The organism is Klebsiella sp. RHBSTW-00484 (assembly GCF_013705725.1).
Lineage (GTDB): Bacteria > Pseudomonadota > Gammaproteobacteria > Enterobacterales > Enterobacteriaceae > Klebsiella.
In genome coordinates, this window is the sequence record NZ_CP055481.1 from 599096 (window position 1) to 621858 (window position 22763).

Annotated in this window: 24 protein-coding genes; 16 read left to right on the top strand and 8 right to left on the bottom strand. The window is 53.1% G+C overall.

Annotation, left to right across the window (positions count from 1 at the left end; translation table 11 throughout):
• Positions 1–53 precede the first annotated feature (53 nt).
• Positions 54–1499 (top strand): metalloprotease TldD, encoded by a 1446-nt coding sequence (gene tldD / locus HV213_RS02815; RefSeq protein ID WP_181484701.1) that lies wholly within the window; start codon positions 54–56, stop codon positions 1497–1499.
• Positions 1500–1543: 44 nt separating this feature from the next.
• Here tldD and aaeR read toward each other — a convergent pair whose 3' ends face one another.
• Entirely contained in the window at positions 1544–2473 is a 930-nt protein-coding gene (gene aaeR / locus HV213_RS02820; RefSeq protein WP_181484702.1) for an HTH-type transcriptional activator AaeR, read from the bottom strand.
• Between the two features lie 132 nt (positions 2474–2605).
• Here aaeR and aaeX point away from each other — a divergent pair, with 132 nt between their 5' ends.
• From aaeX to aaeB, 3 genes are read left to right on the top strand one after another with little or no spacing between them, the layout of a single operon-like run.
• A complete protein-coding gene (gene aaeX / locus HV213_RS02825) occupies positions 2606–2809 on the top strand; it encodes a p-hydroxybenzoic acid efflux pump operon protein AaeX (protein WP_002918640.1) in 204 nt (67 codons plus the stop codon).
• A gap of 7 nt (positions 2810–2816) precedes the next feature.
• Positions 2817–3749 carry a p-hydroxybenzoic acid efflux pump subunit AaeA gene (gene aaeA, locus HV213_RS02830; RefSeq protein ID WP_181484703.1) on the top strand — a complete coding sequence of 311 codons (933 nt, stop codon included), beginning with the start codon at positions 2817–2819 and terminating at the stop codon, positions 3747–3749.
• A 5-nt stretch (positions 3750–3754) separates the two neighbouring features.
• Complete coding sequence (gene aaeB / locus HV213_RS02835; RefSeq protein WP_181484704.1) at positions 3755–5722, top strand: p-hydroxybenzoic acid efflux pump subunit AaeB; 1968 nt, start codon at positions 3755–3757, stop codon at positions 5720–5722.
• Positions 5723–5870: 148 nt separating this feature from the next.
• Here the strand turns inward: aaeB and yhcN-B are convergent, their stop codons facing one another.
• The 3 genes from yhcN-B to argR form a co-directional block, all read right to left on the bottom strand.
• Positions 5871–6137, bottom strand: coding sequence for a DUF1471 family stress response protein YhcN-B (gene yhcN-B, locus HV213_RS02840; protein WP_049114908.1), 267 nt, complete (start codon positions 6135–6137; stop codon positions 5871–5873).
• A gap of 105 nt (positions 6138–6242) precedes the next feature.
• Positions 6243–6506: a peroxide/acid stress response protein YhcN gene (gene yhcN, locus HV213_RS02845; protein WP_110272820.1), complete on the bottom strand. Its 264-nt coding sequence runs from the start codon at positions 6504–6506 to the stop codon at positions 6243–6245.
• Positions 6507–6860: 354 nt separating this feature from the next.
• Positions 6861–7331 (bottom strand): transcriptional regulator ArgR, encoded by a 471-nt coding sequence (gene argR / locus HV213_RS02850; protein WP_110272821.1) that lies wholly within the window; start codon positions 7329–7331, stop codon positions 6861–6863.
• Positions 7332–7744: 413 nt separating this feature from the next.
• Here argR and mdh point away from each other — a divergent pair, with 413 nt between their 5' ends.
• Complete coding sequence (mdh, locus tag HV213_RS02855) at positions 7745–8683, top strand: malate dehydrogenase (protein ID WP_181484705.1); 939 nt, start codon at positions 7745–7747, stop codon at positions 8681–8683.
• A gap of 81 nt (positions 8684–8764) precedes the next feature.
• Here the strand turns inward: mdh and degS are convergent, their stop codons facing one another.
• The 3 genes from degS to zapG form a co-directional block, all read right to left on the bottom strand.
• Complete coding sequence (gene degS / locus HV213_RS02860; protein WP_142512728.1) at positions 8765–9826, bottom strand: outer membrane-stress sensor serine endopeptidase DegS; 1062 nt, start codon at positions 9824–9826, stop codon at positions 8765–8767.
• 86 nt (positions 9827–9912) lie between these two features.
• The gene (gene degQ / locus HV213_RS02865; protein ID WP_112213529.1) at positions 9913–11280 is read right to left on the bottom strand and encodes a serine endoprotease DegQ; all 1368 of its coding nucleotides are present in this window, start codon (positions 11278–11280) and stop codon (positions 9913–9915) included.
• Between the two features lie 172 nt (positions 11281–11452).
• Positions 11453–11851, bottom strand: coding sequence for a Z-ring associated protein ZapG (gene zapG, locus HV213_RS02870; RefSeq protein ID WP_110272824.1), 399 nt, complete (start codon positions 11849–11851; stop codon positions 11453–11455).
• A 190-nt stretch (positions 11852–12041) separates the two neighbouring features.
• Here zapG and zapE point away from each other — a divergent pair, with 190 nt between their 5' ends.
• From zapE to nanQ, 11 genes are all read left to right on the top strand, one after another.
• On the top strand, positions 12042–13175 hold the full coding sequence (gene zapE / locus HV213_RS02875; protein ID WP_181484706.1) for a cell division protein ZapE: 1134 nt from the start codon (positions 12042–12044) through the stop codon (positions 13173–13175).
• Between the two features lie 218 nt (positions 13176–13393).
• Complete coding sequence (rplM, locus tag HV213_RS02880; protein WP_004106200.1) at positions 13394–13822, top strand: 50S ribosomal protein L13; 429 nt, start codon at positions 13394–13396, stop codon at positions 13820–13822.
• A 15-nt stretch (positions 13823–13837) separates the two neighbouring features.
• Positions 13838–14230, top strand: coding sequence for a 30S ribosomal protein S9 (gene rpsI, locus HV213_RS02885; protein ID WP_110272826.1), 393 nt, complete (start codon positions 13838–13840; stop codon positions 14228–14230).
• A 312-nt stretch (positions 14231–14542) separates the two neighbouring features.
• Complete coding sequence (gene sspA, locus HV213_RS02890) at positions 14543–15181, top strand: stringent starvation protein SspA (protein ID WP_110272827.1); 639 nt, start codon at positions 14543–14545, stop codon at positions 15179–15181.
• 3 nt (positions 15182–15184) lie between these two features.
• Complete coding sequence (gene sspB / locus HV213_RS02895) at positions 15185–15682, top strand: ClpXP protease specificity-enhancing factor (protein WP_110272828.1); 498 nt, start codon at positions 15185–15187, stop codon at positions 15680–15682.
• Positions 15683–15775: 93 nt separating this feature from the next.
• Positions 15776–16567, top strand: coding sequence for a transcriptional regulator NanR (gene nanR, locus HV213_RS02900; protein ID WP_181484707.1), 792 nt, complete (start codon positions 15776–15778; stop codon positions 16565–16567).
• Positions 16568–16703: 136 nt separating this feature from the next.
• The gene (nanA, locus tag HV213_RS02905; RefSeq protein WP_181484708.1) at positions 16704–17597 is read left to right on the top strand and encodes an N-acetylneuraminate lyase; all 894 of its coding nucleotides are present in this window, start codon (positions 16704–16706) and stop codon (positions 17595–17597) included.
• A 109-nt stretch (positions 17598–17706) separates the two neighbouring features.
• Positions 17707–19194 carry an MFS transporter gene (locus tag HV213_RS02910; protein ID WP_112213533.1) on the top strand — a complete coding sequence of 496 codons (1488 nt, stop codon included), beginning with the start codon at positions 17707–17709 and terminating at the stop codon, positions 19192–19194.
• Between the two features lie 50 nt (positions 19195–19244).
• Positions 19245–19934, top strand: coding sequence for an N-acetylmannosamine-6-phosphate 2-epimerase (locus HV213_RS02915; protein ID WP_181484709.1), 690 nt, complete (start codon positions 19245–19247; stop codon positions 19932–19934).
• On the top strand, positions 19931–20815 hold the full coding sequence (gene nanK, locus HV213_RS02920; protein WP_181484710.1) for an N-acetylmannosamine kinase: 885 nt from the start codon (positions 19931–19933) through the stop codon (positions 20813–20815). The genes HV213_RS02915 and nanK overlap by 4 nt, the downstream gene beginning before the upstream one ends.
• Positions 20802–21269 (top strand): N-acetylneuraminate anomerase, encoded by a 468-nt coding sequence (nanQ, locus tag HV213_RS02925; protein ID WP_181484711.1) that lies wholly within the window; start codon positions 20802–20804, stop codon positions 21267–21269. The genes nanK and nanQ overlap by 14 nt, the downstream gene beginning before the upstream one ends.
• Positions 21270–21341: 72 nt before the next feature.
• Here nanQ and HV213_RS02930 read toward each other — a convergent pair whose 3' ends face one another.
• The gene (locus tag HV213_RS02930) at positions 21342–22760 is read right to left on the bottom strand and encodes a glutamate synthase small subunit (RefSeq protein WP_181484712.1); all 1419 of its coding nucleotides are present in this window, start codon (positions 22758–22760) and stop codon (positions 21342–21344) included.
• Positions 22761–22763: the final 3 nt, after the last annotated feature.

Here is a 22763-nt window from a genome sequence, read left to right on the forward strand (position 1 = left end):
ATTTAGGGTATCTATTTCCGCCTTAAAGGCGGCAACAAACGAGTAGCATAACGATGAGTCTGAACCTGGTAAGTGAACAATTATTGTCGGCAAATGGCCTGAATCATCAGGATCTGTTTGCCATTCTTGGCCAACTGGCCGAGCGCCGTCTGGATTACGGCGATCTCTATTTTCAGTCGAGCTATCACGAGTCCTGGGTTCTGGAAGATCGCATCATTAAAGATGGTTCGTACAATATTGACCAGGGCGTCGGCGTTCGTGCGGTGAGCGGCGAAAAAACCGGCTTTGCCTATGCCGACCAAATTAGTCGACTGGCACTGGAACAGAGTGCGCAGGCGGCCCGTACCATCGTGCGTGACCACGGTGATGGCAAAGTCCATACTCTTGGCGCAGTAGAATACAGCTCCCTCTATACCAGCATCGATCCGCTGCAGAGTATGAGCCGTGAAGAGAAGCTGGACATTCTGCGTCGGGTGGACAAAACCGCCCGTGCCGCCGACAAACGGGTGCAGGAAGTTTCCGCCAGTCTGACAGGTGTCTACGAATTAATTTTGGTCGCCGCGACGGATGGCACGCTAGCGGCTGATGTGCGTCCGTTGGTTCGCCTTTCCGTCAGCGTGCTGGTGGAGGAAGATGGTAAACGCGAGCGTGGTGCCAGCGGTGGCGGCGGTCGCTTCGGCTATGATTATTTCCTTGCCTCTCAGGATGGTGAAGTGCGCGCCGATGCCTGGGCGAGAGAGGCCGTGCGTATGGCGCTGGTGAATCTGACGGCCGTTGCCGCACCTGCCGGGATGCTGCCAGTGGTACTGGGCGCGGGCTGGCCTGGCGTACTGCTGCATGAAGCGGTGGGCCACGGTCTGGAAGGTGACTTTAACCGTCGCGGGACCTCAGTCTTCAGCGGCCATATGGGCGAACTGGTGGCTTCAGAACTGTGTACCGTAGTTGATGATGGTACGATTGCCGATCGTCGTGGTTCCGTCGCTATCGACGATGAGGGCACGCCGGGCCAGTATAACGTGCTGATCGAAAATGGCATCCTGAAAGGCTATATGCAGGACAAGCTCAATGCTCGCCTGATGGGCGTAGCGCCAACCGGCAACGGTCGTCGCGAATCCTACGCGCATCTGCCGATGCCGCGCATGACCAACACTTACATGCTGGCGGGGAAATCCACGCCGCAGGAGATTATCGAATCGGTTGATTACGGTATCTTCGCACCGAACTTCGGCGGCGGTCAGGTAGATATTACTTCCGGGAAATTTGTCTTCTCTACTTCTGAAGCCTACCTGATCGAAAAAGGGAAAGTAACGAAAGCGGTGAAGGGGGCGACGCTTATCGGCTCCGGGATTGAAGCGATGCAGCAGATTTCGATGGTCGGCAATGATCTGAAGCTGGACAGCGGCGTTGGCGTCTGCGGAAAAGAGGGCCAGAGCGTGCCTGTTGGTGTCGGCCAGCCAACGCTCAAAGTGGATAAACTCACCGTCGGCGGTACTGCCTGATACGTCCCAATGCGCTTTCGCACCCCGCGAAAGCGCAAATTAACTTAACGGGCGATTCCGCGCCCGTGCATGCCCTGGTAAATTTTTGCCACCTCAACGAAATATTCCGTCAGAGAGTTAATACACACCTGTACCTTCAGGGGGAGTTTGTCCTTCTCGGTATAGAGTGCATAAACTGGACGCGGATCGGACTGGTAGCTCGGCAGCAGGATCTCCAGTTCGCCACGATTGATCTCCTCGATCACCCACATCAGCGGAACGTAAGCTACGCCGACACCCGCCGTAAGCCAGCGCACCAGGGTCATCGGATCGTTAGTCACAAAGCGTCCCTGCGGGATCAGCTTGGTTGAGATCCCTTCCGGGGCGATGATTTCAAACTCGTTATCCGGGCGGACGCTGTACTCAAGCCAGGAGTGGCTGGCAAGATCTGCGGGTTTTTCCGGACATCCAGCCTGATGGAGGTAGCTTTTCGCGGCACAGAGCACCATCGGCATCGACCCCAGGCGACGGGAAAACAGGCTGGAATCCTGCAAGGCTCCCACGCGAATCACCAGGTCCAGGCCGTCAGCAATCAAGTCTGGGGCAGGGATGCCGGTCACCAGGTTTATCGACAACCCGGGATACTCTTTGAGCATTTCGGCGGTAATGCGAGCCAGGACATTCTGTGCCATAGTTGAAGAACAACCGATGCGCAGCGTACCGATAGGCGTGTTGTTAAAAGCGTATAGCTGCTCATGGACATCCTGGGCTTCGAACAGCATTCGCCGGCAGCCCTGGTAGTAGATTTTCCCTGCTTCTGTTAAACCAAGGCTGCGAGTGCTGCGGTTGAGCAGCTTAACCTGCAGCTCATCTTCCAGTTTGGCTACAGTCTGACTGATGGAAGAAACGCTCATCTGGAGCTGGCGAGCCGCGGCGGTAAAAGAACCTAGTTCCACCACCCTGGCGAAAACGGACATACGTTTTAGTCGTTCCATTATTCACTCTGGCTTAAAAGTGATTTAGATCACACAATATAGATAAGGCTGCAATGATTACGCTAATATACTGTTAGCTACATAATAAATTCATCACAGCTTGCCACCTGTACGCTTCTTATCAAGGTCATCATGAGTCTGTTTCCTGTCATTGTGATTTTCGGCTTGTCGTTTCCGCCGATCTTCTTTGAATTGCTATTGTCTCTAGCCATCTTCTGGCTGGTGCACCGCCTGCTGGTTCCAACCGGCATTTATGATTTTGTCTGGCACCCGGCGCTGTTTAATACCGCGCTATATTGCTGCCTGTTTTATCTGATATCGCGTTTGTTCGTTTGAGGTCGATGTGAAAACACTAACAAGAAATATCCTCCGTACCGCAATCACTGTGATACTGGTTATCCTCGCATTTATCGCAATTTTTCGCGCATGGGTGTATTACACCGCCTCGCCCTGGACGCGCGATGCGCGATTTAGTGCGGATATCGTGGCCATCGCCCCGGATGTCTCAGGGCTGATTTCGCAGGTGGGTATTAAGGATAACCAACTGGTTAAGAAAGACCAGGTTTTGTTCGTTATTGACCAACCTCGTTACCAGAAAGCATTAGCCGAAGCTGAAGCCGATGTCTCCTATTACCAGACTTTGGCGCAGGAGAAGCGCGTTGAGGCTGGCCGCCGTAACCGTCTTGGCGTGCAGGCGATGTCTCGCGAAGAGATAGACCAGGCGAATAACGTCCTGCAAACCGTTGAACATCAGTTGGCGAAAGCGATGGCGAACCGCGATCTGGCGAAGCTCGATCTGGATCGCACGGTGATCCGCGCCCCGGCAGACGGCTGGGTGACTAACCTGAACGTCTATAGCGGTGAGTTTATTACCCGGGGTTCTACCGCGGTGGCGCTGGTGAAACAGAACTCTTTCTACGTCATGGCTTATCTTGAAGAGACCAAACTTGAGGGTGTGCGCCTTGGCTATCGTGCTGAAATCACCCCGCTGGGAAGCGGGCACACGATTAAAGGTACTGTGGACAGTATTGCTGCTGGGGTGACTAACGCCAGCAGCAGCAGCGATGCAAAAGGGATGGCCTCTATCGATTCCAATCTTGAATGGGTACGCCTGGCGCAGCGTGTGCCGGTACGTATTCATCTTGATCAGCAGCAGGGGAACCTCTGGCCTGCGGGAACCACCGCGACGGTTGTCATTACAGGCAAAGAAGATCGCGATACCAGCCAGGCAAACTTCTTCCAGAAACTGGCTATGCGCCTGCGTGAGTTCGGTTAATCGTCATGGGGATCTTTAGCATTGAACCCCGGCATCTCCGTTTTGCCGTCAAATTAGCATCTGCGGTGGTTCTGGCGTTATTCGTCGGTTTTCATTTCCAACTGGAAACGCCGCGTTGGGCGGTGCTCACTGCGGCTATTGTTGCCGCTGGCCCAGCTTTTGCTGCCGGGGGAGAACCCTATTCTGGTGCGATTCGCTATCGCGGGATGCTGCGTATTGTCGGCACCTTTATTGGTTGTATCGCCGCGCTTGCGATCATCATTGTGATGATCCGTGCCCCGTTGCTGATGATGTTGGTCTGCTGTCTATGGGCGGGCTTTTGTACCTGGATCTCATCGCTGGTACGTGTCGAGAACTCCTATGCCTGGGGACTGGCGGGCTATACCGCACTTATCATCATCATTACCATTCACGCAGAGCCGATGCTAGCGCCGCAGTTTGCCGTCGAAAGATGCAGTGAGATTGTTGTTGGTATCGTCAGCGCTATCGTAGCCGACCTGCTGTTTTCACCGCGTTCGATTAAAAAAGAGATCGATCTTGAGCTGGATAATCTGCTGATTGATCAATATTGCCTGATGCAGCTTTGCGTGGCGCATGGCGATAAAGAAGAAGTCGATAAAGCCTGGAGCGCGTTGGTTCGTCGCACTAACGCGCTGGAAGGTATGCGTGGGAACCTGATTATGGAGTCCTCGCGCTGGGCAAAAGTGAATCAGCGCCTGAAGGCGATCAATACTCTTTCTCTGACCCTGATTACCCAGGCTTGCGAAACCTACCTGATTCAGAATACGCGCCCTGAAATGGTCACCGATGACTATCGTGAACTGTTTGCTGAACCAGTTGAAAACGTGCAGGACGTTCACCGGCAGCTAAAACGAATGCGCCGCTTTCTGACCTGGAAGGGGGAGCATAATACCCCGGTGACGATTTACAGTTGGGTGGGAGCCGCGACGCGCTATCTGTTATTGAAGCGCGGAGTGGTCAGCAATACCAAAATCAGCCGTATTGAAAATGAAGTTCTTCAGGGCGAAGTGGTGGTTAAGGCTGAATCTGCCGAGCGCCATCATGCAATGGTTAACTTCTGGCGTACATCTATCTCCTGTATTCTCGGGACGCTGTTCTGGCTGTGGACTGGCTGGACTTCAGGTAGTGGGGCGATGGTCATGATTGCGGTGGTCACCGCGCTGGCGATGCGTTTGCCTAATCCCCGGATGGTGGCTATCGATTTCCTCTACGGCACGTTGGCAGCTTTACCGCTGGGTGCGCTGTTTTTCCTCGTGATTATGCCCGCGACGCAGCAAAGCATGCTGCTGCTGTGTATTAGCCTTGCCGTGATGGCGTTCTTTATCGGCATTGAGGTGCAAAAGCGGCGTCTGGGCTCGCTGGGGGCGCTGGCCAGTACAATCAATATTCTGGTGCTCGATAACCCGATGAAGTTTGAGTTTAGCCAGTTCCTTGATAGCGCTTTAGGGCAGATCGTGGGGTGTTTCCTCGCGCTGATGGTGATCTTGCTGGTCCGCGATAATTCACAGGCACGTACCGGACGCGTGCTATTAAACCAGTTTGTATCGGCGGCGGTTTCGTCGCTGACGACCAATACGGCGCGACGCAAGGAGAACCATCTGCCGGCGCTGTATCGCCAACTTTTTTTACTGCTGAATAAGTTTCCTGGTGATATCGCGCGTTTTCGTCTGGCGCTGACCTTGATTATTGCCCATCAACGTCTGCGTGATGCACCTGTACCGATAAACGACGACCTGTCTGGGTTTCATCGGCAGCTACGGCGTACAGCCGATCGCGTTATTTCTGCCGGTAGCGATGATAAACGTCGATATTATTTCGCCAGACTGTTAGATGAACTCAATATCTATCAGGAAAAGCTACAGCACTGGGAAGCATCACCGCAAGTGACGGAACCCGTGCGCAGGCTGGTGGAGATGCTGCATAAATACCAGCATGTACTGATCAATAGCTAACCGCCACCCGGCGATAAGCAGCGTAGACGCTTTAGTATTTGATGAAGCGGAAGAAGGGCTGGAAGGGAACTTGCGTTTTAACGCACGACAGAGACAAAAAAAAGCCCCCAACAGGCGGGGGCAAGTCGTCAGATGAGACGACGAGGGTTTATTTGTACAGCTCAGCAGTAGCATGCCAGCTGTCACCAGTACGAGCTTCAATAATACGGTAGCTGCTGGCACCTTCTTTCTCGGCTTTAGCCGCCAGCTCCTGACGCATATCCATTGGGGCGCTACCTACTTGAGAAACGGAAACGGTACCCATAGATTGCAGATTTTGTGCCTGCTCAGCGTTAACTTGATTGACGGCAGCGTTCGCGCCAAAAGAGAGTACGGAAGCCAGGCCCAGGGATGCGATGATAATTGCGCTTTTCATAATCTTTACTCCAATCATATTGTTTTCAGCGGCGGGAGGTCTCAATGCACTCAGGCCGCTGGGGGATATTCTGTATTTCAGCTAATGACCGACAATTGTTAAATCTTATTTATAAAGTTCTGCAGTTGCATGCCAGTGGTCACCAGTACGCGCTTCAATGATGCGATAGGAGGAAGCGCCTTCTTCTTGAGCTTTCTTATTCAGCATTTCGTGCATGTCCATCGGGGAAGCACTTACCGCGCCGACGGAAATGGTGCCGATTGCCTGACGGCCTTGAGCTTGCTCGCTGTTAATAGAATCAGCGGCAAAAGCGCCGAAGGACAGAACGGAAAGCATGCTCAATGCTGCTACAGCGGTTTTGATTTTCATGATGTTGACCTCGTCGAATCTTTTTATTGGGGGTCTTTGTTTCGTGACCCTCATCACAAAATCAAGTATACACTAATCACTGAAAATATTAATACCGTGCTAATTGTTGTTCTTGTAAATAATTACAAAGAAATGTCTTCTTTATAACGTATAAGAATTAGAAATGTCAGGCTTTGGTCATGACTGACTTTTATAGTTAATAAAATCATATGGATATGGTTATTTGATCTTTTGTGCGCTTCAGGGGGATTCATTAGGTAAAGGAATGTATAGAAGTGGAAAAGCACACTAAATGTTAAAGAAATGCTGATTTTTTGAGAGTAAACCCTCTGGAGTTAACCAGAGGGAAGAAGCTTAGAGTTCTTGTTCAAACAGGACGAGAATGGCGTCATGCAAATCTTTAACGCTAAAACCTCTGGCTGGGGTGGTAAAGATAGTATCGTCACCTGCAATGCTGCCAAGAATACCTTCAGCCTTGCCTAAAGAGTCCAGCAGTCTGGCAATCAGCTGCGCTGCGCCAGGGCTGGTATGGATGACGACAACCGAATCGTTATAGTCGATATCCAGCACCAGATTTTTTAGCGGGCTGGAGGTTGTCGGGACGCCAAGCTCGGCAGGCAGGCAGTACACCATCTCCATTTTGGCGTTACGCGTACGCACTGCGCCAAATTTCGTGAGCATACGCGAGACTTTCGATTGATTGATATTATCGAAGCCTTCCTCTTGTAGCGCCTGTACGATTTCACCTTGAGAGCTGAATTTTTCTTCTTTAAGCAGCGCTTTAAACGCTTTAACCAGTTCTTCTTGTTTCGCCGAACTTCGCATAAGTCACCCAATTATGGTGGTAAAAACAACATCATTATGCATAACCATGCATTTTTATGCAAATAATCCGCAGGGGAGAAGCGTAAATAATGTTATGAAGGGGGCATATTTTAGCAAATAACCCTAATAAGGAACATGCCTGCGTCACGGCACGCAAATTGCTACAAAAGTAAATGAAATGTTATTAAATGATGTTGTTCTGCCCAATGCGCTGGGTGTATTGTAACCAACAGTCGATCCGGTACTACGCTTTGCTGGATGGTCAGTCTCAGGGAGGAAAATGCGAAGCTGTTGCATCGCTGCGCACGACCACGCATTCTTCAGCCATAATTATTGTAATTGTTCATCTTGTGAATTAAGGTCCAGGCGACGGAGTAACGAAAGACTATTTTAACCATAATAAGGAGTTTAGGATGAAAGTTGCAGTCCTCGGCGCCGCTGGTGGAATTGGCCAGGCGCTTGCCCTACTACTTAAGACCCAACTGCCTTCAGGTTCAGAACTCTCGTTGTACGACATTGCTCCGGTAACTCCGGGCGTGGCGGTTGATCTTAGCCATATCCCTACCGATGTAAAAATCAAAGGTTTTTCCGGTGAAGACGCAACCCCGGCACTGGAAGGTGCTGATGTGGTGCTGATATCCGCAGGTGTCGCGCGTAAGCCCGGCATGGATCGCTCCGATTTATTTAACGTTAACGCCGGGATTGTGAAAAATCTGGTGCAACAGATCGCCAAAACCTGCCCGCAAGCTTGCGTTGGGATTATTACCAACCCGGTGAATACGACGGTGGCGATTGCGGCCGAGGTGCTAAAAAAAGCTGGCGTTTATGATAAGAACAAGCTGTTTGGCGTCACGACGCTGGATATTATCCGTTCAAATACGTTTGTCGCTGAGCTGAAAGACAAATCTTCATCAGACGTTGAAGTGCCGGTTATTGGCGGCCACTCTGGCGTGACCATTCTTCCTTTATTATCACAAATTCCTGGCGTGAGCTTTAGCGAACAGGAAGTTGCTGATTTGACTAAGCGCATTCAAAACGCCGGGACCGAAGTTGTTGAAGCAAAAGCCGGTGGTGGTTCAGCGACGCTATCGATGGGCCAGGCAGCAGCGCGATTCGGCCTCTCTTTGGTTCGCGCAATGCAAGGTGAGAAAGGAGTTGTAGAATGCGCTTATGTTGAAGGCGATGGCCAATATGCCCGCTTCTTCTCACAGCCGCTGCTGTTGGGTAAAAATGGCGTAGAAGAGCGTCGGTCTGTTGGCAAACTCAGCGCCTTCGAGCAACAGGCTCTGGAAGGGATGCTGGATACGCTGAAGAAAGATATCGCCCTCGGTGAGGATTTTGTGAATAAATAACATTTCACGAAAAGATACGCCGGAACCTGTGTTCCGGCTTTTTTGTCTATAGAAAACAACGCTCCCCTTCCGGGGAGCCTGTTAATTGGTCGCCGGATATTCCTGTACGGCGATATGCAGGGTGATTTTCTTATCGTCACGCATAATCACCACCGGAATTTCCGAACCCGGGCGAATCTCCGCCACCTGATCCATCGTTTCCAGAGCTGACACTGCAGGTTTATCGTTAACCGAAATAATCACGTCGTTGGCGCGGATCCCGGCCTGGGCGGCTGGGCCTTCCGGCGCAACATCATTCACCACGATCCCCTGAAGCTGATCGATGCCGCCTCCGCCCTGAGCATGTAAAGGCGCAATTTCGCGACCGCTGATGCCAATGTAGCCGCGAATGACGCGACCATCGCGGATCAGCTTATCCATGATCTTAGTTGCCAATTGGAAAGGAATAGCAAAACCGATCCCTTCAGGCGTTTCGCCATCGTTACTTTTATCAAATGACAGGGTGTTGATACCCATAAGTTCGCCCAGGGAGTTCACCAGAGCGCCACCGGAGTTACCGTGGTTGATTGAGGCATCGGTTTGCAGGAAGTTCTGGCGTCCGGTCGGGTTCAGGCCGATACGACCGGTGGCACTGATAATCCCCTGGGTAATGGTTTGCCCGAGGTTATAAGGGTTACCAATCGCCAGCACCACATCACCGATATGCGGCACGCGTTTTGGGTTAATCGGGATGACCGGCAGGCCGCTACTGGCGTTGATTTTTAATACCGCCAGATCGGTGAGGGTATCTGAGCCAACCAGCAGCGCTTCAAAAACCCGACCATCCTGCAACGCGACGATTATCTGATCCGCATCGTTGATAACGTGTTTATTCGTCAGAATGTAGCCACGTTGGTCCATTATCACGCCGGAACCAAGAGTTAGCTGATTTTGGCTGGTGTTGTTAAGGGCGCGGTTATACACGTTCACCACTGCAGGCGCGGCGCGGCGTACAGCAGGATTATAGCTGGCGGGGGATTCATCCGCGCTATCGTATTGCGTGGTCGGCGAAAGCTGCCATTGGCGCAGCGAAGGCATAATGGCCAGCAGCAGACCCCCGACGATCAGGCCGATGAGTATCGAACGTAAAAGCTTTCCAGACATGATGCCGATATCGTTGATGGATGGACAGGCGCAGCATAACACGACTTGTCCGGACATCGCACTGCGCGCGATGTCCGGAAAGAGGCTTAGCGCAGCAGCAGATAGATACTTTCGTTGCCGCGAATGACGTTCAGCGCAATAACCGCCGGTTTGCTTTCCAGAACTTTCCTCAGCTCAGCGATGGAGTGTACTCGCTCGCGGTTGAGGCCGATAATAATGTCGTCTTTATGCAGACCCGCTTGCGCGGCAGGGCTTCCTTTATCCACGTTATCAATGGCGACGCCTTTGGTCCCATCTTTCATCTGCCCATCGCTTAACGACGCTCCCTGCAAGGCAGGAATGATAAGTTCAGCGCTGGCGGTAGAAGAAGTGCTCTTATCCAGCGTGACCTCGACCTCGACGGGCTTACCATCGCGCAGTAACCCTAGCTTCACTTTGGTCCCCGGTTCGGTGGTGGCAATACGCGAACGGAGTTCGGCAAAGCTGTTAAGCGATTTGCCATTCAAGCTAACGATAACGTCGCCAGATTTGACCCCAGCTTTAGCGGACCCCGAGTTCGGTAGAACCTCGCTGACGAAGGCACCGCGTTGAACATCAAGATTCATCGCTTTGGCGATATCCGCGCTCATTTCCATGCCTTTAATACCCAGCAGGCCGCGTTTGATTTCGCCAAACTGAATAAGCTGCTGAGCGAGGGTTTGTGCCATATTGCTGGGGATGGCGAAACCAATACCGACGCTGCCGCCGCCTGGTGCCAGAATAGCGGTATTAATACCAATCAACTCGCCGTTCAGGTTCAGCAGCGCGCCGCCGGAGTTGCCGCGGTTGATGGAGGCATCGGTCTGGATAAAGTTTTCCAGCCCTTCCAGGTTCAGGCCGCTACGGCCCAGAGCTGAAATAATCCCGGAAGTGGCAGTCTGCCCAAGGCCGAAGGGGTTACCGACGGCGACGGCGAAATCACCCACCCGAAGTTTATCGGAATCGGCGATAGCGATTTGCGTCAGATTGCTGGGCTTTTGTAATTGCAGCAGGGCGATGTCGCTTTGCTCATCGCTACCGATCAGTTTGGCATCGAACTCACGGCCATCGTTGAGCTGGACGCTAATTTTCTGCGCCTGGTTGATGACGTGATTATTGGTCAACACATAGCCTTTCGCTGCATCGATGATGACGCCAGAACCCAGACCTTCAAACGGCTGCGCCTGCTCTTGTGGGGCATTGTCGCCAAAATACTTCTTCAGCTCTTCCGGCATATTCTGTGCCGGAGAGGCCGTACCCTCAACCTGTACGCTCACCACCGCTGGCAACACTTTTTCCAGCATCGGGGCAAGGCTTGGCAATGCGCCCTGGCCCGGTACCTGTGTTGGTAATGACGCTGCAGCCGGAGGTAAGGCGGACAACGACAACCCAATGCTTAACGCTAACGCACTCAACAGCAAAGTCTGTTTCTTCATTAGATGCTGGCTCTCGTAACCTGAGGTGTATGGGAAACGTCCCGAATGGCCTGATGTTATTGAATTTTCGATCAGGTAACAATGTGGTCAATGTTTAAATTGTAGCCGGGATGAGAGATGGAGACGGGCGCTGAGGGGGCGCCCGGACAATATTTTTACTGCCGCTGGAGGATTAGTCGCGCTTCGCGCCACCGCGCAGCAGACCGGATGCGCCTTCAGAGTAGTCGCGTGGCATCTGGACCGGAGCCTGATCGTTACCGGCTTCCGACTCTTCCAGACGATTACGGAACGGATTGGCGTCCGCCATGCTCGCTGGCAGCAGGTTGCTGGAGCTTTTCGCCATATGCTGATACAGCTGGCGGTAGTCATGCGCCATATTATCGAGTAATTCAGCGCTGTGAGCAAAATGGCTTACCAGCTCTTCACGGTACTCTTCCAGCTCTGCTTTATTCTTTTCCAGTTCGAATTGCAGCGCCTGTTGTTGGCGTAATTTGCGGTTACCAAAACGCATTGCCACGGCACCAATGATAATACCGACGACTAGCCCAATTAGCGCATATTCCCAGGTCATGAACATCTCCCGTTGTTTTGTGGTTCCGTAGGGTGGCTGTTAGGCTCTCCGCCTGCGCCCGATAGTGCCACTATAACCGCTAATCCCACAGAAGTGGAATCCTGGCGTATCATCGCGTAGTGTAGAACGGCCTTTTTTTCGTCAATCGTGAGCTCCAGCATTACGGTTTTCAAGGAATAACAATAAGATCATGCAAAGCCTGTCGCCAACATCGCGTTACCTTTCCGCTCTCAAAGAGGGCAGTCATCAGCCCGACGACGTTCAGCAAGAGGCGGTTAGCCGCCTTGATACCATTTATCATGAATTGCAGAATAAGCCGTCTGTCGCGCCGCAAAACAATGGCGGTCTGCGGGCAAAATTCGGCAAGCTGTTGGGCAAGCGCGAGCCGGTTGCCGAAACGGTGGCTGTGCGCGGGCTCTATATGTGGGGGGGCGTAGGAAGGGGGAAAACCTGGTTGATGGATATGTTCTATCAAAGCCTGCCAGGTGGACGTAAACAACGTCTGCATTTTCATCGCTTTATGCTGCGTGTTCATGAAGAATTAACCCATCTGCAAGGGCACAGCGACCCGCTGGAGATAGTTGCCGACCGTTTTAAAGCCGAAACTGACGTGCTCTGTTTCGATGAGTTTTTTGTTTCTGATATTACCGATGCGATGCTGCTGGGCGGCTTGATGAAAGCGCTGTTCGCTCGCGGCATTACCCTGGTTGCCACGTCGAACATCCCTCCTGACGAGCTGTACCGTAATGGCCTCCAGCGCGCCCGTTTCCTGCCCGCTATTGACGCTATTAAACAGCATTGTGATGTAATGAACGTTGATGCCGGTATTGATTACCGTTTGCGCACGCTGACCCAGGCGCACCTGTGGCTGTCGCCGCTCAATACCGAGACTCAGCAACAAATGGATAAGCTTTGGCAGGCTCTGGCGGGCGCGAAGCGCGAGCAGACGCCAACTCTGGAGATAAACCATCGTCCGTTGTCGACATTAGGGGTAGAAAATCAGACCCTGGCGGCTTCGTTTACGACGCTGTGCGTGGATGCGCGCAGCCAGCATGATTATATTGCGCTCTCGCGATTGTTTCATACCGTGATGCTGTTTGATGTGCCGGTGATGACGTCGCTGATGGAAAGCGAGGCGCGGCGGTTTATCGCGTTGGTGGATGAGTTCTATGAACGTCACGTTAAACTGGTGGTCAGCGCAGCGGTGCCCCTGTATGACATTTATCAGGGCGAACGGTTGAAATTCGAGTTTCAACGCTGTCTATCCCGCCTGCAGGAGATGCAGAGCGAGGAGTATTTGAAGCGAGAGCATTTACCGGGGTAAAACCGGGTACAAATCACATAAAGGGGTCGATCTTTGACCCCGACTTCTCTATAATCTTGCGACCCCACGTTACGAGAAGGTTTTTTTCCCAAAACTTTCTATGTGCCGGCATAGGCTATTCGAAGGGGTAGGTTTGCTGGACAATGTCGTGTGAACCTCAACTGACAAAACGTTTGGGTGTTCACCAACGTGTAACTTATTATTTGGGTAAGCTTTTAATGAAAACTTTTACAGCTAAACCAGAAACCGTAAAACGCGACTGGTATGTTGTTGACGCGACCGGTAAAACTCTGGGCCGTCTGGCTTCCGAACTGGCTCTGCGCCTGCGCGGTAAGCATAAAGCGGAATACACTCCGCACGTAGATACCGGTGATTACATCATCGTTCTGAACGCAGAAAAAGTTGCTGTAACCGGCAACAAGCGTGAAGACAAAATGTATTATCACCACACCGGTCACATCGGTGGTATCAAAGAAGCGACCTTTGAAGAGATGATTGCCCGCCGTCCTGAGCGCGTGATTGAAATCGCGGTTAAAGGCATGCTGCCAAAAGGCCCGCTGGGTCGTGCTATGTACCGTAAACTGAAAGTTTACGCGGGTAACGAGCACAACCACGCGGCACAGCAACCGCAAGTTCTTGACATCTAATCGGGATTATAGGCAATGGCTGAAAATCAATACTACGGCACTGGTCGCCGCAAAAGTTCCGCAGCTCGCGTTTTCATCAAACCGGGCAACGGCAAAATCGTTATCAATCAGCGTTCTCTGGAACAGTACTTCGGTCGTGAAACTGCCCGCATGGTAGTTCGTCAGCCGCTGGAACTGGTCGACATGATTGGTAAACTGGATCTGTACATCACCGTTAAAGGTGGTGGTATTTCTGGTCAAGCTGGCGCTATCCGTCACGGTATCACCCGTGCACTGATGGAATATGATGAGTCACTGCGTGGCGAACTGCGTAAAGCTGGTTTCGTTACTCGTGATGCTCGTGAGGTTGAACGTAAGAAAGTCGGTCTGCGTAAAGCACGCCGCCGTCCGCAGTTCTCCAAGCGTTAATTGTTTTCTGCTCACGCAGAACAATTTGCGAAAAAACCCGCTCCGGCGGGTTTTTTTATGGATAAATCTGTCATTATCCATACGGATCTGCCCTGTTCTTGCCACTTTTTCAGCATTTCCAGAATACCCTCACCACAATGCCTTCAAAATCTGGTAAACTATCATCCAATTTTCTGCCCAAATGCAGGTGATTGTTCATTTTTTGTTTAGATGATAAATGGAAATGATGTCACGCGAATGGGGTTTTTACATCTGGCTGACCATGCGTGGTCGGCAGCAGTACAATAATTCTGAATATACCTGGAGGTTTTCATGGCTGTCGCTGCCAACAAACGTTCGGTAATGACGCTGTTTTCTGGTCCTACTGACATCTATAGCCATCAGGTCCGCATTGTGCTGGCCGAGAAAGGTGTTAGTTTTGAGATAGAACACGTGGAGAAGGATAACCCACCTCAGGATCTGATTGACCTCAACCCGAATCAAAGCGTACCAACGCTTGTGGATCGTGAGCTCACTCTGTGGGAATCTCGCATCATTATGGAATACCTGGATGAGCGTTTCCCGCATCCGCCGTTAATGCCGGTATATCCGGTAGCTCGTGGGGAAAGCCGTCTGTACATGCAACGTATCGAAAAAGACTGGTATTCGCTGATGAATACCATCCAGACCGGTACTGCTGCGCAGGCTGATAATGCACGTAAGCAACTGCGTGAAGAATTGCAGGCGATTGCGCCAGTCTTCACCCAGAAGCCGTACTTCCTGAGCGATGAGTTCAGCCTGGTCGATTGCTATCTGGCACCGCTGCTATGGCGCTTGCCTGTTCTCGGTGTGGAACTGACTGGAACTGGCGCGAAAGAGCTCAAGGGCTATATGACTCGCGTATTTGAACGTGATTCTTTCCTCGCTTCTTTAACTGAAGCCGAGCGTGAAATGCGCCTGGGTCGAGGCTAATCAATGGATGTATCACAGCTGACGCCGCGTCGCCCGTATCTATTACGGGCGTTCTATGAGTGGCTGCTGGATAACCAGCTGACTCCGCACCTGGTCGTCGATGTGACGCTGCCGGGCGTACTTGTTCCAATGGAGTATGCTCGCGACGGACAAATCGTTCTTAACATTGCCCCGCGTGCTGTAGGTAATCTGGAACTGGCTAACGACGAAGTGCGTTTCAACGCGCGTTTCGGCGGTGTGCCGCGCAATGTCTCTGTACCGATGGCTGCTGTGCTGGCTGTGTATGCACGTGAAAATGGTGCGGGTACCATGTTTGAACCTGAAGCGGCCTACGATGAAGACGTCACCAGCCTGAATGATGACGAAGAATTGCCAGGCAACGACAGCGAAACGGTCATGTCGGTGATTGATGGCGATAAGCCAGATAATCATGATGACGATCCCGATGATACGCCAACTCCGCCACGCGGTGGGCGCCCTGCGCTACGCGTCGTGAAGTAATCTCTATCAGGCCCTTCGGGGCCTGTTTTCTGATCTCTGCAAAATTCTTGTGTTAAGATGGAACAGCCGTCACGTGCTGTCACAAATCACACAATGGTCCCTATGAGCGCATTTGATCCACAAGCCGAAGATACTCCATCCTCCATTGGCAACAGTTTGGGCCGTCGTCCTTTGGCGCGCAAAAAACTGTCCGAAATGGTGGAAGAGGAGCTAGAGCAGATGATCCGCCGACGGGAGTTTGCCGAAGGTGAACAACTGCCATCAGAGCGTGAATTGATGACGTTTTTTAACGTCGGGCGCCCCTCGGTACGTGAAGCGCTGGCGGCGCTGAAGCGTAAGGGATTGGTGCAAATTAGCAACGGCGAGCGGGCCCGCGTGTCCCGACCTTCAGCTGACACCATCATTGGCGAGCTTTCCGGCATGGCGAAAGACTTTTTGTCTCACCCCGGCGGTATCGCGCATTTTGAACAGCTACGCCTGTTTTTTGAATCCAGCCTGGTTCGCTATGCGGCAGAACATGCCAGCGACGAGCAGATCGAAAAGCTGATGCAGGCGCTGAAAATCAACAGCCAGTCGCTTGATGACAATGCGCTGTTTATCCGATCTGACGTCGAGTTTCACCGCGTGCTGGCGGAAATCCCGGGTAATCCGATCTTTATGGCTATTCACGTGGCATTGCTGGATTGGCTAATCGCCGCCCGGCCTGCGGTGCCAGAACGTGATTTACACGAACATAATAGCGTGAGCTATCAACAACACATTGTTATTGTTGATGCTATTCGCCGTCGCGATCCTGATGAAGCCGATCGCGCCCTCCAAACCCACCTCAATAGCGTCTCCGCCACCTGGCACGCCCTCGGCCAGAAAACACAACCACGTAAGTAACCCTCACGATCCTCCGGATCGTTTAGTGAAGTAGATCGCATTATAAGCGTTCTCTATTACGTTGCTGCTTAATTGATCTGGTATAACAGGTATAAAGGTACATAGTTAATCACACTAATATCACTACGAGGTTTATATGGCGGTCAATTTACGTGGAGTCATGGCGGCACTGCTTACGCCGTTCGATGGTCAGCAAAAACTGGATAAAGGGAGTCTGCGTCGGCTAGTTCGTTTCAATCTGAGCCAGGGGATCGACGGGCTTTACGTGGGAGGCTCCACTGGTGAGGCCTTTGTGCAGAGCGGCGCTGAGCGGCAGGAAGTACTGGAGATTGTGGCGGAAGAGGCGAAGGGAAAAATGACGCTGATCGCCCATGTCGGCTGCGTGAGTACTCTTGAAAGCCAACAGCTGGCGCAGGCGGCGGCAAGCTATGGATACGATGCCGTTTCTGCGGTGACGCCATTCTATTATCCGTTTAGCTTTGAAGAGCATTGCGCGCATTATCAGGCCATCATTGAGTCGGCTGATGGATTGCCGATGGTGGTGTACAACATCCCGGCCCTAAGCGGCGTTAAGCTGACGCTCGATCAGATCAATACTCTGGTGACCTTGCCGGGCGTCGGCGCGCTGAAGCAGACCTCCGGCGATCTTTACCAGATGGAGCAAATCCGTCGGGCTCATCCGGACCTGGTGTTGTACAACGGCTATGACGAGATCTTCGCTTCTGGCCTGCTGGCAGGTGCCGATGGTGGAATTGGCAGCACCTACAACATCATGGGGTGGCGTTATCAGGGGATCGTTCAGGCGCTAAAAGCAGGTGATGTCGCCAAAGCGCAACACCTGCAGTGCGAATGTAACAAGGTTATCGATCTGCTGATTAAAACCGGCGTATTCCGTGGTCTGAAAACCGTGCTGCACTATATGGATGTTGTCGCTGAGCCGCTGTGCCGCAAGCCGTTCGCCCCGGTTGACGAACAATTCCTGCCGGAGCTGAAAGCGCTGGCTCAGCAGTTGTTGGCAGAGAAGGCGTAACCGCAACTTGCCGGGGGGTTACGCTTGCCCGGCCTACATATTTTGACCGTAGGCCGGTAAGGCGAAGCCGCTACCCGGCACAACAACAAAAAATTATCGGGAGAGTAAAATGAGTACTTCTACCCAGAACATCCCGTGGTATCGCCATCTTAGTCGTCCTCAGTGGCGGGCTTTTTCAGCCGCATGGTTGGGATATTTGCTTGATGGTTTTGATTTTGTCTTGATTGCCCTGGTACTGACCGAGGTCCAGGGGGATTTTGGTCTGACAACGGTTCAGGCGGCCAGCCTGATCTCAGCCGCTTTTATCTCTCGCTGGTTTGGTGGCCTGATGCTCGGCGCAATGGGCGACCGCTATGGTCGACGCCTGGCGATGGTCACCAGCATTATTCTTTTTTCACTTGGTACCCTGGCTTGCGGTTTTGCGCCAGGTTACACCACCATGTTTATCGCCCGTCTGGTTATCGGCATGGGAATGGCAGGTGAGTATGGCTCAAGCGCGACCTATGTTATTGAAAGCTGGCCGAAGCATTTACGCAACAAAGCCAGCGGTTTTCTGATCTCCGGATTCTCCGTCGGGGCCGTTATTGCCGCGCAGGTTTACAGTCTGGTGGTGCCCGTCTGGGGCTGGCGTGCGCTGTTCTTCATTGGCATTGTGCCGATCGTTTTCGCGCTCTGGTTACGCAAAAATATTCCAGAAGCCGAAGACTGGAAAGAGAAGCATGAGGGCAAAGAACCGGTGCAGACCATGGTGGATCTGCTTTATCGCGGTAAGCATCGGGTTATTAATATCTTGATGACAGTTGTCGCGGCGACCGCATTATGGTTTTGCTTTGCGGGCGATTTGCAAAATGCCGGTATCGTGCTGTTACTGGGCGTGATGTGCGCGGTTATTTTTATCAGCTTTATGGTCCAGAGCAGCGGTAAGCGCTGGCCCACTGGCGTGACGCTGATGGTCGTCGTGCTTTTCGCTTTCCTTTATTCGTGGCCTATCCAGGCGCTGCTACCCACTTATCTGAAAACCGAACTGGCTTATGACCATACCACGGTAGCGAATATTCTGTTTTTCAGCGGCTTTGGCGCAGCGGTAGGGTGCTGCGTGGGTGGTTTTCTTGGCGACTGGCTGGGAACCCGCAAGGCTTACGTTTGCAGCTTGCTGGCTTCACAGTTGTTGATTATTCCGGTCTTTGCTATCGGCGGCACAAACATATGGGTCCTTGGCCTGCTACTGTTTTTCCAGCAGATGTTAGGACAGGGGATCTCGGGGATCTTACCGAAACTGATCGGCGGCTACTTCGATACCGATCAACGCGCGGCGGGGCTTGGGTTTACCTATAACGTGGGGGCGCTGGGCGGTGCGATTGCGCCGGTTCTTGGTGCCTTGATTGCCCAGCGTCTGGATCTGGGCACCGCGTTGGGCTCGCTCTCTTTCGGCCTGACATTCGTGGTGATCCTGTTGATTGGTCTGGATATGCCATCCCGCGTACAGCGCTGGATCCGCCCGGAAGCCGTACGGACCCATGATGCGATTGACGGGAAACCGTTCAGCGGCGCGGTACCGTTAGGTGGCAGTAAAAGTGGATTAATTAAAACCAGATAATAAACGGCCCGGCAGCGGTGCCGGGCGAAAACATTCATCAGGGAGCTATTATGTCTTTGCTGGAAGAATTGGATTTACGCATCAGCGCTAACGGCGGGCTTATTGTTTCCTGCCAGCCGGTCCCCGGCAGCCCTTTGGACAACCCTTCGATCGTTGCCGCGATGGCGCTGGCGGCGGAGCAGGCGGGCGCAGTAGCGTTGCGCATTGAAGGAGTCGAGAATCTGCGCGTCACCCGAGCGCTGGTTACGGTACCGATTATTGGCATTATTAAACGCGATCTGGATGATTCGCCGGTGCGGATCACGCCTTATCTGGAAGATATCGATGCGCTGGCGCAGGCCGGGGCCGATATCATCGCCATTGATGGAACTGACCGTGAACGCCCGGTTCCGGTGGCAGCGCTGCTGGCGCGCATTCATCAGCACAAGCTATTGGCGATGACCGATTGTTCCTCTCTGGAGGATGGCCTGGCCTGTCAGGCGCTTGGCGCGGAGATTATTGGTACCACGCTTTCAGGCTATACTACATCGCACACGCCAGATGAGCCCGACCTGGCGCTGGTGAAAGCGCTGACGAAGGCGGGTTGTCGGGTGAATGCGGAAGGCCGCTATAACACCCCCGCTCAGGCGGCAGAAGCTATGCGTCACGGGGCGTGGGCGGTAACCGTTGGTTCAGCGATTACCCGGCTAGAGCATATTTGCCAGTGGTACAACACCGCGTTAAAAGAGGCGCAGCCATGACCACGCTGGCGATAGATATTGGCGGCACCAAGCTTGCCGCCGCGTTGGTCGATAAGGATCTTACTATTCGTGAACGACGGGAAATCCCGACCCCGGCGAGCCAGCGGCCTGCCGGGCTTGCCTTAGCGTTAGAAGAGCTGATTGCTCCGCTGTTGGCGCAAGCTGAGCGATTTGCGGTTGCTTCTACCGGCATTATTCAGGACGGCATTTTAACCGCACTCAACCCAGCTAACCTTGGCGGTCTGGCGCATTTTCCCTTAATCGATTGTTTGTCTGAACTCAGCGGACTGCCTGGTATCGCCCTGAACGATGCCCAGGCCGCGGCGTGGGCAGAATATCGTGCGTTAACGGAGAACGTGAGCGATATGGTTTTTCTGACGGTTTCGACGGGCGTTGGCGGCGGCATGGTCACTAACGGCAGGTTGCTGACCGGAAGCGGGGGGTTAGCCGGACATTGTGGACATACGCTGGCTGACCCAAATGGGCCGCGCTGCGGCTGTGGTCGAGTGGGTTGCGTGGAAGCAATTGCCGCCGGGAGGGCGATTGCCGATGCGGCTGGCGGTGAACTCACCGGGCTGGATGCGAAATCTATTTTTGCCCTCGCGGAACAACATCATCTGCAGGCGCGTTCACTGGTTCAGCGCTCGGCGCAAACGCTGGCGCGGCTGATTGCCGATCTTAAAGCGCTGACCGACTGTCAGTGCGTCGTGGTTGGCGGCAGCATCGGCCTGGCGGATGGATACCTGCCGTTGGTGCGTGAATATCTGGCGCAGGAACCAGCGGTTTATCACGTCCCGCTACGCGAAGCACGCTATCGGCATGATGCCGGGCTACTGGGCGCGGCGCTATGGGGCAGGGAGAGAAATCATGATTTTCGGTGATATCAATAATCCGTCGCAGGCCGGAATATCGGCCATGTTGCAGCAAGCAATAACCCTCGCGCAGGCGCACGACTTGCAAAGTATTGCTCCCGGAAGCTACGAGCTGCAGGGGGACGATATCTTTATGAACGTGATGCAATTTGCGTCAGGTTTACCTGAAGAGAAGAAAGCCGAACTGCATGTGCAGTTTATCGATATCCAGATTTTACTGGCGGGCGAGGAGCGTATTTTTTATGGCGTGGCCGACAGTGCGCGGCAGTGCGAGGAGATGCACGTTGAGGAGGATTATCAACTGTGCGGTGAAATGGTGGGCGAGCAGTCCGTCACCTTGAGGCCCGGCATGTTCGCGGTCTTTATGCCGGGGGAGCCGCATAAGCCAGGCTGCGTGGTAACAGAGCCAGCCGATATTAAAAAAGTGGTGATTAAAGTGCGTGCCGATTTGTTAAGTGCATAAAAAAGCTCGATGGAATTAACCATCGGGCCAGGATGACTTACCCGGATAAAACAAGCTATCCGGGGATTCGTATTACACTTCCAGGTAGTTGAGGATCCCGTCAGCCGCTTTACGGCCTTCGGCAATTGCTGTCACGACCAGGTCGGAACCGCGAACGATATCACCGCCGGCGAAGATTTTCGGGTTGCTGGTCTGGAAGGCGTTGTCGCTGCCTTCTGGCGCAATAACACGGCCCTGAGAATCCAGCTCAACGCTGTGTTTCGCCAGCCACTCCATGCTGTGCGGACGGAAACCGAATGCCATGACTACGGCATCGGCAGGTACCACATGCTCGGAACCGGCGACGATTTCCGCGCGGCGGCGGCCTTTCGCATCCGGCTGACCCATTTCGGTACGCGCCATCTTCACGCCGCAAACCTTACCGTTAGCATTCACTTCCACACCCAGCGGCTGGACGTTGAACTGGAATTCCACGCCTTCTTCACGCGCGTTTTTCACTTCGCGCCTGGAGCCCGGCATGTTCTCTTCATCACGGCGATAAGCACAAATGACATGGGACGCGTTCTGACGGATGGAGGTACGCACGCAGTCCATCGCGGTATCACCACCGCCAAGAACGACAACTCGCTTGCCTTCCATGCTGACATACGGTTCATCAGCCGTTTCGCCGAAGCCCATGATCTGCTTAGTGTTGGCGATCAGGAACGGCAGCGCGTCGAATACACCGGAGGCGTCTTCATTTTCCAGCCCACCGCGCATCGACTGATAGGTGCCGACGCCGAGGAATACCGCATCGTAATCCTTCAGCAGGTCATCGATCTGTATGTCGCGGCCGACTTCAACGTTGAGTTTGAACTCAATGCCCATGTCGGTGAAGATTTCACGGCGACGGGTCATGACCTCTTTTTCTAGCTTAAATGCCGGAATTCCGAAGGTTAGCAAACCGCCGATTTCCGGGTGGCGGTCAAAGACCACCGCCTTGACGCCGTTACGGGTTAACACGTCTGCGCAGGCAAGACCCGCCGGACCTGCGCCGATAATGGCGACGGTTTTACCCGTCTGCTTGACGCCGGTCAGGTCAGGACGCCAGCCCATTTCGAATGCTTTATCGTTGATATAGCGCTCGATATTGCCGATGGTCACCGCACCGAACTCGTCGTTCAGGGTACAGGAACCTTCGCACAGACGATCCTGCGGGCAAACGCGCCCACAGACTTCCGGCAGGGTATTGGTTTGATGCGACAGTTCTGCCGCTTCAAAAATACGCCCTTCGTTAGCCAGCTTCAGCCAGTTCGGAATGTAGTTGTGCACCGGGCACTTCCACTCGCAGTACGGGTTGCCGCAGGACAGGCAGCGGTCTGCCTGTGCTTTGGCCTGACCTTCGGAAAACGGCTCGTAGATCTCGATAAATTCTATCTTGCGGATCTTCAGCGGTTTCTTTGGCGGATCAACGCGCTGGAGGTCGATAAATTGATACACGTTCTGACTCATCTT

Excerpts from the sequence above, each read along its gene's own strand:
- nanR (WP_181484707.1), top strand. The coding sequence starts at position 15,776 with ATGGTCCCTATGAGCGCATTTGATCCACAAGCCGAAGATACTCCATCC.
- tldD (WP_181484701.1), top strand. The coding sequence starts at position 54 with ATGAGTCTGAACCTGGTAAGTGAACAATTATTGTCGGCAAATGGCCTG.
- aaeX (WP_002918640.1), top strand. The coding sequence starts at position 2,606 with ATGAGTCTGTTTCCTGTCATTGTGATTTTCGGCTTGTCGTTTCCGCCG.
- degQ (WP_112213529.1), bottom strand. The coding sequence starts at position 11,280 with ATGAAGAAACAGACTTTGCTGTTGAGTGCGTTAGCGTTAAGCATTGGG.
- nanK (WP_181484710.1), top strand. The coding sequence starts at position 19,931 with ATGACCACGCTGGCGATAGATATTGGCGGCACCAAGCTTGCCGCCGCG.
- aaeR (WP_181484702.1), bottom strand. The coding sequence starts at position 2,473 with ATGGAACGACTAAAACGTATGTCCGTTTTCGCCAGGGTGGTGGAACTA.
- HV213_RS02915 (WP_181484709.1), top strand. The coding sequence starts at position 19,245 with ATGTCTTTGCTGGAAGAATTGGATTTACGCATCAGCGCTAACGGCGGG.
- aaeB (WP_181484704.1), top strand. The coding sequence starts at position 3,755 with ATGGGGATCTTTAGCATTGAACCCCGGCATCTCCGTTTTGCCGTCAAA.
- rplM (WP_004106200.1), top strand. The coding sequence starts at position 13,394 with ATGAAAACTTTTACAGCTAAACCAGAAACCGTAAAACGCGACTGGTAT.
- rpsI (WP_110272826.1), top strand. The coding sequence starts at position 13,838 with ATGGCTGAAAATCAATACTACGGCACTGGTCGCCGCAAAAGTTCCGCA.
- mdh (WP_181484705.1), top strand. The coding sequence starts at position 7,745 with ATGAAAGTTGCAGTCCTCGGCGCCGCTGGTGGAATTGGCCAGGCGCTT.
- zapG (WP_110272824.1), bottom strand. The coding sequence starts at position 11,851 with ATGACCTGGGAATATGCGCTAATTGGGCTAGTCGTCGGTATTATCATT.
- sspA (WP_110272827.1), top strand. The coding sequence starts at position 14,543 with ATGGCTGTCGCTGCCAACAAACGTTCGGTAATGACGCTGTTTTCTGGT.
- HV213_RS02930 (WP_181484712.1), bottom strand. The coding sequence starts at position 22,760 with ATGAGTCAGAACGTGTATCAATTTATCGACCTCCAGCGCGTTGATCCG.
- sspB (WP_110272828.1), top strand. The coding sequence starts at position 15,185 with ATGGATGTATCACAGCTGACGCCGCGTCGCCCGTATCTATTACGGGCG.
- argR (WP_110272821.1), bottom strand. The coding sequence starts at position 7,331 with ATGCGAAGTTCGGCGAAACAAGAAGAACTGGTTAAAGCGTTTAAAGCG.
- HV213_RS02910 (WP_112213533.1), top strand. The coding sequence starts at position 17,707 with ATGAGTACTTCTACCCAGAACATCCCGTGGTATCGCCATCTTAGTCGT.
- yhcN (WP_110272820.1), bottom strand. The coding sequence starts at position 6,506 with ATGAAAATCAAAACCGCTGTAGCAGCATTGAGCATGCTTTCCGTTCTG.
- yhcN-B (WP_049114908.1), bottom strand. The coding sequence starts at position 6,137 with ATGAAAAGCGCAATTATCATCGCATCCCTGGGCCTGGCTTCCGTACTC.
- nanA (WP_181484708.1), top strand. The coding sequence starts at position 16,704 with ATGGCGGTCAATTTACGTGGAGTCATGGCGGCACTGCTTACGCCGTTC.
- degS (WP_142512728.1), bottom strand. The coding sequence starts at position 9,826 with ATGTCTGGAAAGCTTTTACGTTCGATACTCATCGGCCTGATCGTCGGG.
- zapE (WP_181484706.1), top strand. The coding sequence starts at position 12,042 with ATGCAAAGCCTGTCGCCAACATCGCGTTACCTTTCCGCTCTCAAAGAG.
- nanQ (WP_181484711.1), top strand. The coding sequence starts at position 20,802 with ATGATTTTCGGTGATATCAATAATCCGTCGCAGGCCGGAATATCGGCC.